The sequence below is a fragment of the Fictibacillus tiangongensis genome (genome assembly GCF_048083785.1).
Classification (GTDB): domain Bacteria; phylum Bacillota; class Bacilli; order Bacillales; family Fictibacillaceae; genus Fictibacillus.
This window is the reverse complement of the sequence record NZ_CP182294.1, coordinates 3,109,490-3,121,479: the sequence shown is the minus strand read 5'-3', so window position 1 is coordinate 3,121,479 and position 11,990 is coordinate 3,109,490. Positions and strand designations below refer to the sequence as shown.

Below are 11,990 nucleotides of genomic sequence, written 5' to 3'. Positions count from 1 at the left end.
ACTTGGAGGACAGCTATGTACAAATATGGATTCACCCATTATTTTGAAGGAAGCTTACATTTTATAGGACATGATGTTGTTCAGGTTGGACCTTGGACAAATGTATATCTTTCTTTTGAGATAGAAAATGTCGAGGTACTGCCCGATGGACTTCATGAGCCGAGTGCTTTAGCTGTCTATGATGGAAATGGTGAGCTACAAGAAATTATTGCTCACGATGAGGGTGTCGATTGTGAATATAAGTTTACAGATAAAGAAAAAGAGCAGATCAACAACTATCTGCTGCAAATAGATTTTAAACATGAAAAGGAGTGAGTGAAGATGAAAATTACAGGAATTGAACCAACTCCAAGCCCAAATTCAATGAAGATCAATCTGTCTGAAACATTGCAAGGCACGGAGCGTTATAACTATACAAAAGAACAGGCAGAGCATGCTCCTGCATTTATACAAGAGATTCTTAAAGTGGATGGAGTTAAAAGCATTTACCATGTTGCTGATTTTATAGCATTGGAAAGAAATTCGCGTGCGAAATGGGAAGATGTTTTGTCAGGTGTTCGATCTGTTTTTGGCCAAGAAGAAGAATTGGATGATCCTTCTGGTCAACAAACTCAACAAGAAGATGAAATAAAAGAAATTACAGTTCTTGTTCAAATGTTTAGAGGTCTTCCTATGCAGATCAAACTTAAAACCGAGCAAGAAGAGAGACGAGTAGGTCTTGCAGAACGATTTGCCAAAGCTGCATTAGAGGCTCAAGATTCTTCTGATAATCTTGTTATGGAAAGGCAATGGGAAGAGCAAGGTGTTCGTTATGGAACGTTTGAACAAGTAGGCAGTGAAGTGGCTGAAGAACTGTCAGCCGTCTATCCGCAAGAACGTTTAGATCAGTTAGTAAAACAAGCATATAGCTCAAACACCGAACAAGACATAGGCGTCGAAAGTCTTTCCACTTCAGAATTAGCGAAACAACTACGTGACACTGATTGGCAGACACGCTATGCGGCTTTAGAGCGAATAAACCCATCGATCGATGATGTTATGGTATTAAAACAGGCTTTAAAAGATGAAAAGCCTTCTATAAGGCGTTTGGCTGTTGTTTACTTAGGGATGATTGAGGATGAAGCTGTGCTCCCTCTTCTCTATCTAGCTCTGCAGGATAAGAATGTATCGGTAAGACGTACAGCTGGTGATGCTCTATCTGACCTAGGGAATGCAAAAGCGATACCGGTTATGTGTGATGCATTGTCTGACAAGAACAAACTTGTGCGATGGAGAGCAGCTCGCTTTTTATTTGAAGTAGGAGATGAGACAGCTCTTCCTGCATTAAAAGCTGCTCAGGAAGATCCTGAGTTTGAAGTATCTCTTCAAGTGAAAATTGCGATCGAACGTATCCAAAGCGGAGAAGAAGCCGCGGGTACAGTGTGGCAACAGATGACAAAGAGTCGTGAACAATAATAAAGAGGCAAAGCCTATAAACACATAGGCTTTGCCTCTTTTTCGTATGAAAACATCAAAAATGATGATAATTATGATGTCTCTTGTTGAAAGGCAGAGCTTTGAGTGATGCCTAGTTCAATAAAACGTTGAATTTCATTACATATTTCTTGAGGTTTTTCTTCCATCAGCAGATGGCCGCATTTTTCATATACGATGAGTTCAGCACTTGGAAGATCATGTTTTAAACGATAACCTGTTTTAACTGGCATAACTTTGTCCTCTTTCCCCCATAGCATTAAAACGGGTTGCTTAATCTGATTTAAATCTTGAGAGCACATATCACCCTCGCGTTGGCGTAACAACCTAATCAAAGAATGGATGAACGCTACTTCGCTAATGGGTTTTTTATAACTTTCAATCATTTCTTCCGTAACCAGCTTTGAATCATGCAACACAGAGAGTAGGTTTTCTTTTACATCTTTTCTTTGAATCCAATTGCGCATTCCCCAAGTAAACAATGGAAGGTAAGAGCATGCGATTAAAGAGCGGCTCGCTCTTTTTACGTATGAACAACAGCCAAGAAGAATTAATTTCTCGATTCTTTTTGGAGATTTCTTCGCAGCATGCATAGAGATCTGGCCACCCATAGAATGACCGATCAATATCGCGTTTTGAATGTTTAGTTTATCTAAGAAATCGATGATCAGTTGACCATAATTAGATAGTTTGTAGATAAACCTCGTTGATTTTTCACTCTGCCCAAATCCTGGGAGATCAAGAGATACAACTTTATATGTTTTCGTCAAGTATGGAAGTAACTTTCTAAAGCTGACCGTAGAAGATAAAAACCCATGCACGAGAACAACTACTTTTGCATCCGGATCTTCATGATCGAAGTATTCATAATAAATTTGAACATCATTAACACATATTCGATATCCTGGAGAAAAAATATGGTTTTCATTAACAGCCATGAATGTCTTACCTCCGTCCGCAGAATTCTATGAGTAGTTTCACCAAACATCCCTTAAGATACAAGGAGAAATTATTTCCTCTTTTTTGTAAAATCCTTTCTAAAAGGTTTTTGCTTTCAAATTTCTTTCTCTTCTATGCAAGTTGATTGGAGCGTAAGGTTGCCGACTCCTATGGGGCTCACCGATCGCCCCATGGAAAGCGTGCACCCTGGAACGGAAATCAACTACTTTCTGGGCGCAACAATACATACAAAAATGCCTTTTAAAACTTATAAAAGTAATGGAAATGCAAAATTTGTGCGTTTGCCTCTATTCCTCTTTACCCACTTCGTACATATTTTAATAAGGAGTAAGAACGCATAAAGAAATAAGAGGAGGTAGCAGGATGGCATTTCCATATTATCCTTACTATTACCCGTATGCTTACGGAGCTTACGGTTATGGCGGCTATGGCTACGGTTGGGTCTGGGCTGTAGTAATTATAGTGTTTATTCTCATCTTGATATTTGGTGGCTGGTGGTGGTGGAACACTAGAGATTAACAGATTAAGGCTTGGAGGTAGGGTCTTCAGGCCTTTTTTTGCTTAAGTATGGATGAAGTGTTATGCGGGGATAATGAAAGAAAAAATGGAGAGATGTTATGCATAGTCGACAAACAGTGCGCTATATTTGCGAAGAATACGTGAGCGGCAACTGTTATTATTACAAGAGTGAAATCATTACACATGATAACTGGAAAAATCTTGACTCCCTTTCCTGGTCAAGGCCCCGTCCAATATCAGAAAAGACCTTTCTCAAACAGAAGAAAGCAGGTTATCAAACTGAGCATAAATTTATTAAAAAAGAGCCTGCTGTGGTCGTTTCACTGCACAAAGCAAAAACCGTCTAATTGGCGGTTTTTTTGGTTTGTAAAATAAAATCGATTACTAAGGGAAGCGGTTTTTGGAAAAGGGTTACATCTTTTTTAAGAAGGGGATACAAGAAATAAGGATATTAAAGGAGGTAGAAACTTTGGATAACTTTCGGATTGCCAAAGATACATTAGGTGAAGTAAAGGTTCCAAAAGAGGCTTATTACGGAGCTCAAACTCAACGTGCGGTTGAAAATTTTCCGATCAGCGGTATTCGGTTACCGTTCTCTTTTATTAAAGCACAAGCCATTATTAAAGGTAGTGCAGCACACGCGAATAAAGAATGTAAGGCATTAAGCGATGAAAAAGCGAACGCCATTATCTCAGCAGCTGATGAAGTTATAAAAGGAGAGTTGAGAGATCAATTTGTTGTAGATGCTTATCAAGCAGGAGCTGGAACTTCTCAGAATATGAACATGAATGAAGTACTTGCATCACGCGCCTCTGAATTATTAGGCGGAGAAAAAGGAGATTATTCACTTGTTCATCCAAACGACGATGTAAATATGTCACAATCCACTAATGATACGATTCCTACAGCTATACAAATATCTGTAGCATCTGAACTTCATGAAACGCTTTACCCTGCATTAAGTCGTTTGATTCAAGTGTTAAGGGAAAAAGAGACTGAGTTTCATGAGATTATTAAAGCGGGCAGAACACATCTGCAGGACGCTGTTCCTATTCGACTAGGAAGTGAATTCAAAGGTTACAGAGGAACGCTAGAAGCAGTTCAACAGGCTTTGAAACACTCAGAAACTTTTTTATATGAACTAGGTTTGGGTGGAAATGCAGTAGGAACAGGAATCAATGCTCACCCAGATTATTCGGAACTCGCGATAAGACAGATCGCTCAGAAAACCAATCTGCCGTTTACAAAAAGTGATAATACATATGCTTTTATGCAGAACACGAATGCAGCGATTAGAGTAAGCGGCCATCTAAAAGAATTAGCTGTTCATCTTATCAAAATATCAAGTGATCTTAGATTGTTAAGCAGCGGCCCTCGAACGGGTTTTGCTGAAATCACGCTGCCCGCTGTTCAGCCAGGATCATCGATCATGCCAGGGAAGATCAACCCGGTCATATTAGAGAATATGTATATGATCTGTTCACAAGTTATAGGCAATGATGGATGTGTTTCTACAGCAGCGATTGGAAGTCAGCTAGAGATCAATGCAATGATGCCTGTCATCGGCTTTAATGTACTTCAATCCATCCAGATCTTAAGCAATGGAATGACGATATTTACTGAAAAATGTTTAAAGGATATCAAAGCAAATGAAGACAATATTCAAAATTGGCTCGAGCAGAGTCTCTCACTTGTAACCGCTTTAAACCCTCATATAGGTTACGAAAGAGCAGCAGCGGTAGCAAAGGAAAGTTTTGAGACAGGCAAAACATTAAAAGAAGTGCTAGTAACAAAAAAGATTTTATCTATAGAAGATGCAGACCGAATCTTAGACCCAAATTCAATGATTTAAAAACGTATTGTAACTTTTAAATCGCTTTTCTCGACAAATCTAGTACAGATTCCTTGTTTTTCATATTATTAACAAATAATTAGTGAAGATTGGAATTTACAGAGTTATAATAGAGAAGTTCATTCACATATAAAGGGAAATAAATAATATTCTGGAAAACCAATTAGTTAACTTGGTTTAATAAATGAAAAGTGGACATTTGAACTGTTTTTGGGGAGGTACTTGAAAATGTGCGGTTTTATTGGATATATGTTAAACACGCCTGAGACGGTAGAACAAAAAGAAACGGAACAATTAATTAATATGACAAATATCATTACTCACCGAGGTCCAGATGATAGTGGTCATTTTGTAGATCAATATGTTCGTTTCGGGTTTCGCCGTCTGAGCATCATTGATATTGAAAGTGGTAAACAACCCCTTTCGTACGAAGATGACCGTTATTGGATTATCTTCAATGGTGAAATTTATAATTATGTTGAAATAAGAAAAGAGTTAGAAGATAAAGGCTTTCGCTTTCAAACCCACTCTGATACTGAAGTTATTCTTGCCTTATTCAGTGAAAGAAGAGAAAAAGCATTTACAGAGCTTCGAGGAATGTTCGGGTTTTTAATCTGGGATAAAGAAAAGAAAGAACTTTATGGAGCACGAGACCGTTTTGGGATCAAACCTTTTTTCTATCTTGAGGATGAGGAAGGTCTATACTGTGCTTCCGAAAAGAAAAGTATAACCGTTGTTAAGGAGAAACAAGATGTAGATGCTGAAGCACTTCATCATTATTTAACGTATCAATTCGTGCCTGAGCCTATGACCTTAACAAAAGGAATTAAAAAGCTTGAACCAGGGCATTATTTTGTAAAAAAAGCAGGCAGACCTATTTCTATCCACTCGTATTGGAAGCCTAGTTTTAAACCAAGTAACTTGACGCTTGAAGAAGCAAAGAAAGAAATTCGTTCTGTAATGCGCGATTCTGTAAAAGTTCATATGCGTTCTGACGTTCCGGTAGGAGCCTTCTTGTCAGGAGGAATTGATTCAAGTGCAATAGTCGCTTTAGCAAGTGAACTGCATCCTTCGTTAAAAACATTTACGGTTGGATTTGAAAGAGAAGGGTTTAGTGAGATTGATGTAGCTGTTCAAACAGCGGCTGCACTAAACGTTGAAAACATTCACTATCTCGTAAAACCTGACGAATTTATTAAAGAACTTCCTAAGATCATTTGGCATATGGATGATCCAGTTGCTGATCCAGCAGCTGTTCCTCTGTATTTTGTTGCGCGTGAAGCAGCCAAACATGTGACGGTTGTTCTTTCAGGAGAAGGTGCAGATGAGTTGTTTGGAGGCTACAACATCTATCACGAGCCTCATTCGTTAAGACATCTTTCTTCATTGCCAAAAGGTCTTGCAAAAGGATTAGCTGCTATTGCGAGTGTTCTGCCTGAAGGTGTTAAAGGAAAGAGTTTCATGGAACGGGGAAGTATGACCATCGAAGAACGATATATTGGTAATGCGAAAATGTTCTCAGAGAATGAAAAGAGCAAGCTGCTAAAAGAGTATCGTCCTGCTTATAACTATAAAAATGTAACAAAGCCATTGTATGATCAAGCAAGAGCTTTTCACGATGTTCATAAAATGCAATACATTGATCTGCATACTTGGATGAGAGGCGACATTCTCGTTAAAGCTGATAAGATGACGATGGCTCATTCGCTTGAACTGAGGGTACCTTTCCTTGATAAAGAAGTATTTGATGTAGCTTCAAGATTGCACCCTAGTCTCACAGTAACGAACGGAACAACAAAATACGCATTAAGAGAAGCGATGAACGGAATTGTTCCAGATACTGTCTTGCACCGCCGTAAGTTAGGATTCCCTGTTCCAATTCGACACTGGTTAAAAAATGAGATGTACGATTGGGCTAAACAACTGATTCATTCAAGCCATACAGAACATTATCTAAATAAAGATGTGGTATTGGATCTGTTAGAAGGGCACCGAAATGGCAGAGGCGATTATAGCAGAAAAATATGGACAGTGCTCATGTTTATGTTATGGCATCAAATAAATGTAGAGAAAATATATCAATTTGGTAAAGACCACACACCAAAGCATGAACAAATTCTTGAAATGACGGTCTCAAGTCAATAAAACACTCTCTTTATTAGTTTTGCTTGTACGATTTAGTTATGTTATACTTAACAGGTTAAAAAATAGTTAGGAGTGTTTTCATGAATTTTGAAGTAGGTAGCATTGTTGAAGGTAAAGTTACAGGCATTAAGCCTTTTGGTGCGTTCGTTGCATTAAATGATAATGTACAAGGTCTTGTACACATCTCTGAAGTTTCACATGGTTTCGTTAAAGATATTAACGATGCATTGAGTGTTGGTGACGTTGTGTCAGTAAAGGTTCTTTCTGTTGACGAAGACAGCAAGAAGATTTCACTGTCCATCCGACAAACACAGGAAGCTCCAGCTCCTGCACCTAAAAAAGAACGCCGTCCTGGTGGATTCAACAACAATAACAAAAAGAGCAACACAAACAATCAAGACGCTAACAAAGGTTTCAACACTCTTGAAGCAAAACTTAAAGATTGGTTGAAAGAGTCTACAGATCGTCAGGCTCAACTTAACAAGCGCCTTAAAAAGTAATTAAAAAACCTCTCGATTGAGAGGTTTTTTTATATCCTTTTATACACGGTTATGTTCAGTACGGCCTTCAGGGCTAAGTTCTTCAGAAGGTTTAAACAATAATGTTAAACAGTATAGACCTGAAAGACCAACTAGGCCATAAACGATTCGGGCTAGAGCAGCGTCTTGACCTCCAAAAATAGCGGCTACTAGATCGAATTGGAAGAAACCGATCAGACCCCAATTGATGGCTCCAATAATAACTAAAGCAAGTGCGAAGCGCTGTAATCCACTCATGTCATTCCCTCCTCTTTATATGAATAGAAAAAGCCTCTTTAGGGTGTCAATTATTGCCTATCTTTATTCATTCCCTAATTCTGTAGCATGAAACTAAGGATAAAAACACATGCTAGTATTCGGTAAGCTAATAACTTTACATTACATTTCTTGTCCCACATAATACGGATTAACCATGTAAGAAGGAGAGATATCGATGAACGAATATATATATTACAATCCGACTCGATTAGTATTTGGTAAGAATCAAATTCAAACTTTAAAAGACGAACTAGGGAAATTCGGAAAGAGAGTCCTCGTTGTGTATGGTGGAGGAAGTATTAAGCGAAACGGCTTGTTTGATGAAGTCATGAATGAACTAAATAAGATGGATGCAGAGGTTAGTGAGCTTTCAGGTGTTGAACCAAACCCGAGAGTTTCTACTGTTCGTAAAGGCGTAGAAATTTGTAAAGAAAAAAACATTGATGTTTTATTAGCCGTGGGTGGCGGAAGTGTTATTGACTGTACGAAGGCGATTGCAGCTGGGGCAAAGTATGATGGAGATGTATGGGACATTATAACTTTAAAAGCTCAAGTAGAAGAGGCACTTCCGTTTGGAACAGTGCTTACACTTGCAGCAACAGGGTCTGAAATGAACTCAGGTTCTGTAATTACGAACTGGGAAACGCAAGAGAAATATGGCTGGGGAAGTCCGCTTGTATTCCCGAAATTTTCAATTTTAGATCCAACTTATACCTTCTCTGTTCCAAAAGATCAAACGATTTATGGAATAGTAGATATGATGTCGCACGTGTTTGAACAATATTTCCATAACGCGACAAACACACCTCTACAAGATCGCTTTGCTGAATCTATCCTGCTAACGGTAATGGAAACGGCACCTAAGCTTCTAAATGATCTTGAGAACTATGAGTTGCGTGAAACAATTCTTTATAATGGAACGATGGCATTAAACGGTACACTTCAAATGGGAGTTAGAGGTGATTGGGGAAGTCATAACATTGAACACGCGGTTTCAGCAGTCTATGATATTCCGCATGCTGGCGGTTTAGCTATTCTTTTCCCTAACTGGATGAGACATAATGTGGATACGAATGTTGCTCGCTTTAAGCAGCTTGCTGTTCGCGTCTTTAATGTTGAAACAGAAGGAAAGTCAGATAAAGAAGTCGCTCTAGAAGGAATTGATCGTCTTTCTGCGTTCTGGACGTCTCTTGGGGCTCCAAATGCTCTAAAAGACTATGACATTGATGATTCAAAACTAGACCTTATTGCAGATAAAGCAATGGCAAGAGGTGAGTTTGGGAACTTCAAGAAACAGAATAAAGAAGATGTACTCAAGATTTTGAGAATGTCTTTATAAATTATCTGTAATGCAAGCCATATAAAAAGAGGGGAGTGACCTTTCTTTTTATATGGCTGCTTTTTGAATATTTCGTCTTTTGTAAAGAAAACGATTACATTTGGCTGGTTTCTTGATTTGGTCCTTGTACTTGTATAAAGTGAAAGAATAATGATGTTCTAGGAGGCTTACATATGACAAAAAAGCTTAGTTTTGATTATAGCAAGGCCCTTACTTTTATTGGTCAGCATGAAGTAGATTATCTGACAGGTGCGGTAAAAACAGCTCATGAAGCGATTCATGAAAAAACTGGTGCGGGGAATGACTTTCTCGGCTGGGTTGATCTTCCAGAAAACTATGACCGTGAAGAGTTTAGCCGAATCGTAAAAAGTGCGGAAAAAATTAAAAGTGATTCTGATGTATTGATTGTTGTGGGAATTGGTGGTTCTTATTTAGGAGCACGTGCAGCGATTGAAATGTTAAATCATTCATTCTATAACCTTTTAGCGAAAGAAGACCGCAAGACTCCTCAAGTATTCTTTGCAGGACAGAACATTTCTTCAACATATGTTAAAGAACTTTTCGATGTATTAAAAGATAAAGATGTATCTGTAAATGTGATTTCTAAATCGGGTACTACTACTGAGCCAGCAATCGCGTTCCGTATCTTTAGAAAGTTCTTAGAAGAAAAGTACGGAAAAGATGAGGCTCGTAAGCGTATTTATGCAACGACTGACAAAGCTCAAGGTGCATTGAAAACGCTAGCGAACGAAGAAGGTTACGAATCCTTCATCATTCCTGACGACGTTGGTGGGCGTTATTCTGTGCTAACTGCTGTAGGTCTGTTGCCGATCGCAGTAAGTGGAGTAAATATCGACGAGATGATGAATGGTGCAAAAGAAGCAGCAGCTGATTTTAACAATCCAAACCTTGCAGAGAACCAAGCGTACCAATATGCCGCAGTTCGTAATGCACTTTATAATAAAGGCAAAACCATCGAACTGATGGTTAACTACGAGCCAGGTCTTCACTATGTATCTGAATGGTGGAAACAGCTTTACGGTGAAAGTGAAGGAAAAGACTACAAAGGAATCTATCCTGCATCTGTCGACTTCACTACAGATCTTCACTCAATGGGTCAATACGTGCAAGAAGGACGTCGTGATCTATTTGAAACCGTATTGTACGTGGATCAAGCACGAGAAGAAATTAAGATCGAAGAAGATGATCAGAATTTGGATAAACTTAATTTCTTAGCTGGTGAAACAATGGACTTTGTTAACAAGAAAGCTTTCCAAGGAACAATGCTTGCTCATACAGATGGTGGGGTTCCTAACTTGGTCGTAAGTATTCCTGAAATGACACCATATCATTTTGGTTATCTCGTGTATTTCTTTGAAAAAGCATGTGCGGTGAGTGGATACCTGTTAGGTGTAAATCCATTCGATCAACCGGGAGTAGAAGCATACAAGAAAAACATGTTTGCTTTACTTGGTAAACCAGGATTTGAAAAAGAAAAAGAAGAATTAGAAAAACGTCTATAATCAATTTTTCTAGCCTGACTCGGAGCATTTCATGAGTCAGGCTTTTTTTTATATTCTTCTAAAATAAAGCTCAAATAATCTTCTCTTTCTTTGGAAACGCTAAGAAATAGATTATGAAGGGGTGACGATGATGAAACCGATAAAAAGCAGTCTTGAAAATGAGTGTTGTGCACTGAACGAAGCTGAAGATGTATTGAAAGGAATGGGCTTCTCTTATGGAGGAAACTGGGATTATGATCACGGATATTTTGATTATAAGCTGGATGATGAAGTAGGGTACACGTTTTTAAGAATTCCTTTTCAAGCCATTGATGGCCAGTTAGATAAAAAGGATACGACGATTCAATTTGGAGAACCCTTTCTATTGGCTCACAAATATCAAGTAGGGCTTGATGATAATGCTGAAACAGGTAACATCTCAGGAAGTTTTAATCAGTTTTCAGAACCACAAGATCCTGACGCAACCGTTGATCAAAAGTGGATTGGCATCGCCAAAGATTTAGTAAAAAAGGTAGAAACAGCCGTTTTAAATTAAAAAACAGATAGACGTGACTGCTATCTGTTTTTCTTATCATATCTCTTTTGCAAGGCTAGAAACCATTGCATGAGAAGCCAAGTTCGATGTGTGTATAATATGATTTGCACCAGCTCTTTTTGCGTTTGTCGTTTGGTCTGTTGTTAACACTTCTGCATGAATGGATACTGTAGGATTTAAGCCTCTAGCTGTTAGAATGGATAGAATCGTGTTCGTATCGGCTTCATATTCCTTTAAGTTTGCATCTGCTGTGATCAGGATGGTATGTGCCTGCTGAATATGTGCCATCAACCACGTATGATCTTCACTAGGCTTAGCATGAATAAAATGAATACCTTCAACATATAATGGATTTTCTTTTAAAGATTCATCGATTAGAACAATATGGTTCGATTTAAGTTTTTCTTTAAGGGCTTGAATCGTATGTCTAGCTCTTTCGTTCCAGCCGACTATAATAAAGTGATCTTTGTTCTTATACATACTTTTCCCCTCGAAAAAACGATTTTCTCTTTTCACAACAGAACTTGCTAGATGAACAGTTAAAAAAGCAAAAAAGGATGCGCCAATGAAAACAAGGAAGATAGCTAGTAATCTTACTTGCGTTGTTTCTGGAGTGAAGTCTCCGTATCCAACCGTTCCTGCTGTAATAACTGCCCAATAGAATCCTTCAAATAACGTCGGAAATGTTTTCTTTTCTAAGAGGTGAGCTAAACTAGCGCTTAAGAATAGAATGCTAAAAAGAATGATAGCAAGTCGAATCAGCATCGGCATTCTTAAATAAGCATAGTAAATTGATCGCATACAAACACTCTCCTCCTATTCTCACTATTGCCATAAAAGTTAGGTA

At 38.4% G+C, this 11,990-nt stretch carries 13 protein-coding genes; 10 read left to right on the top strand and 3 right to left on the bottom strand.

The features are described 5' to 3' along the window. Nucleotides 1–15: 15 nt before the first annotated feature. Both ACNJYY_RS16670 and ACNJYY_RS16665 read left to right on the top strand, forming a co-directional pair. The gene (locus ACNJYY_RS16670; protein ID WP_416729372.1) at nt 16–315 is read left to right on the top strand and encodes a hypothetical protein; all 300 of its coding nucleotides are present in this window, start codon (nt 16–18) and stop codon (nt 313–315) included. Nucleotides 316–321: 6 nt separating this feature from the next. Continuing rightward, complete coding sequence (locus tag ACNJYY_RS16665; RefSeq protein ID WP_416729371.1) at nt 322–1,455, top strand: conserved virulence factor C family protein; 1,134 nt, start codon at nt 322–324, stop codon at nt 1,453–1,455. Nucleotides 1,456–1,526: 71 nt separating this feature from the next. Here the strand turns inward: ACNJYY_RS16665 and ACNJYY_RS16660 are convergent, their stop codons facing one another. Then, nucleotides 1,527–2,411: an alpha/beta fold hydrolase gene (locus ACNJYY_RS16660; RefSeq protein WP_416729370.1), complete on the bottom strand. Its 885-nt coding sequence runs from the start codon at nt 2,409–2,411 to the stop codon at nt 1,527–1,529. A gap of 385 nt (nt 2,412–2,796) precedes the next feature. Between ACNJYY_RS16660 and ACNJYY_RS16655 the strand changes: the two genes are divergently transcribed. From ACNJYY_RS16655 to yugI, 5 genes are all read left to right on the top strand, one after another. Continuing rightward, nucleotides 2,797–2,952 carry a sporulation protein YjcZ gene (locus tag ACNJYY_RS16655; protein ID WP_082861470.1) on the top strand — a complete coding sequence of 52 codons (156 nt, stop codon included), beginning with the start codon at nt 2,797–2,799 and terminating at the stop codon, nt 2,950–2,952. A 98-nt stretch (nt 2,953–3,050) separates the two neighbouring features. Beyond that, entirely contained in the window at nt 3,051–3,299 is a 249-nt protein-coding gene (locus ACNJYY_RS16650; protein WP_066397198.1) for a hypothetical protein, read from the top strand. A gap of 122 nt (nt 3,300–3,421) precedes the next feature. Continuing rightward, nucleotides 3,422–4,804 carry a class II fumarate hydratase gene (locus tag ACNJYY_RS16645; RefSeq protein ID WP_416729369.1) on the top strand — a complete coding sequence of 461 codons (1,383 nt, stop codon included), beginning with the start codon at nt 3,422–3,424 and terminating at the stop codon, nt 4,802–4,804. Nucleotides 4,805–5,032: 228 nt separating this feature from the next. Further along, entirely contained in the window at nt 5,033–6,949 is a 1,917-nt protein-coding gene (asnB, locus tag ACNJYY_RS16640) for an asparagine synthase (glutamine-hydrolyzing) (protein WP_416729368.1), read from the top strand. A gap of 80 nt (nt 6,950–7,029) precedes the next feature. Further along, nucleotides 7,030–7,449 (top strand): S1 domain-containing post-transcriptional regulator GSP13, encoded by a 420-nt coding sequence (gene yugI, locus ACNJYY_RS16635; RefSeq protein ID WP_066397183.1) that lies wholly within the window; start codon nt 7,030–7,032, stop codon nt 7,447–7,449. A gap of 39 nt (nt 7,450–7,488) precedes the next feature. On the opposite strand, the gene ACNJYY_RS16630 is transcribed toward yugI, so the two are convergent. Then, the gene (locus ACNJYY_RS16630) at nt 7,489–7,725 is read right to left on the bottom strand and encodes a DUF378 domain-containing protein (protein WP_137788525.1); all 237 of its coding nucleotides are present in this window, start codon (nt 7,723–7,725) and stop codon (nt 7,489–7,491) included. A gap of 196 nt (nt 7,726–7,921) precedes the next feature. Between ACNJYY_RS16630 and ACNJYY_RS16625 the strand changes: the two genes are divergently transcribed. The 3 genes from ACNJYY_RS16625 (at nt 7,922) to ACNJYY_RS16615 (ending at nt 11,143) form a co-directional block, all read left to right on the top strand. Beyond that, nucleotides 7,922–9,085: an iron-containing alcohol dehydrogenase gene (locus ACNJYY_RS16625; RefSeq protein WP_416729367.1), complete on the top strand. Its 1,164-nt coding sequence runs from the start codon at nt 7,922–7,924 to the stop codon at nt 9,083–9,085. A gap of 173 nt (nt 9,086–9,258) precedes the next feature. After that, on the top strand, nt 9,259–10,608 hold the full coding sequence (locus tag ACNJYY_RS16620; RefSeq protein ID WP_416729366.1) for a glucose-6-phosphate isomerase: 1,350 nt from the start codon (nt 9,259–9,261) through the stop codon (nt 10,606–10,608). Between the two features lie 130 nt (nt 10,609–10,738). Then, the gene (locus tag ACNJYY_RS16615; protein WP_416731899.1) at nt 10,739–11,143 is read left to right on the top strand and encodes a YugN-like family protein; all 405 of its coding nucleotides are present in this window, start codon (nt 10,739–10,741) and stop codon (nt 11,141–11,143) included. Nucleotides 11,144–11,179: 36 nt separating this feature from the next. On the opposite strand, the gene ACNJYY_RS16610 is transcribed toward ACNJYY_RS16615, so the two are convergent. Next, a complete protein-coding gene (locus ACNJYY_RS16610) occupies nt 11,180–11,944 on the bottom strand; it encodes a potassium channel family protein (protein ID WP_144698384.1) in 765 nt (254 codons plus the stop codon). Nucleotides 11,945–11,990: the final 46 nt, after the last annotated feature.

Excerpts from the sequence above, each read along its gene's own strand:
- ACNJYY_RS16630 (WP_137788525.1), bottom strand. The coding sequence starts at position 7,725 with ATGAGTGGATTACAGCGCTTCGCACTTGCTTTAGTTATTATTGGAGCC.
- ACNJYY_RS16665 (WP_416729371.1), top strand. The coding sequence starts at position 322 with ATGAAAATTACAGGAATTGAACCAACTCCAAGCCCAAATTCAATGAAG.
- ACNJYY_RS16655 (WP_082861470.1), top strand. The coding sequence starts at position 2,797 with ATGGCATTTCCATATTATCCTTACTATTACCCGTATGCTTACGGAGCT.
- yugI (WP_066397183.1), top strand. The coding sequence starts at position 7,030 with ATGAATTTTGAAGTAGGTAGCATTGTTGAAGGTAAAGTTACAGGCATT.
- ACNJYY_RS16620 (WP_416729366.1), top strand. The coding sequence starts at position 9,259 with ATGACAAAAAAGCTTAGTTTTGATTATAGCAAGGCCCTTACTTTTATT.
- ACNJYY_RS16610 (WP_144698384.1), bottom strand. The coding sequence starts at position 11,944 with ATGCGATCAATTTACTATGCTTATTTAAGAATGCCGATGCTGATTCGA.
- ACNJYY_RS16625 (WP_416729367.1), top strand. The coding sequence starts at position 7,922 with ATGAACGAATATATATATTACAATCCGACTCGATTAGTATTTGGTAAG.
- ACNJYY_RS16670 (WP_416729372.1), top strand. The coding sequence starts at position 16 with ATGTACAAATATGGATTCACCCATTATTTTGAAGGAAGCTTACATTTT.
- ACNJYY_RS16615 (WP_416731899.1), top strand. The coding sequence starts at position 10,739 with ATGAAACCGATAAAAAGCAGTCTTGAAAATGAGTGTTGTGCACTGAAC.
- ACNJYY_RS16660 (WP_416729370.1), bottom strand. The coding sequence starts at position 2,411 with ATGGCTGTTAATGAAAACCATATTTTTTCTCCAGGATATCGAATATGT.
- asnB (WP_416729368.1), top strand. The coding sequence starts at position 5,033 with ATGTGCGGTTTTATTGGATATATGTTAAACACGCCTGAGACGGTAGAA.
- ACNJYY_RS16650 (WP_066397198.1), top strand. The coding sequence starts at position 3,051 with ATGCATAGTCGACAAACAGTGCGCTATATTTGCGAAGAATACGTGAGC.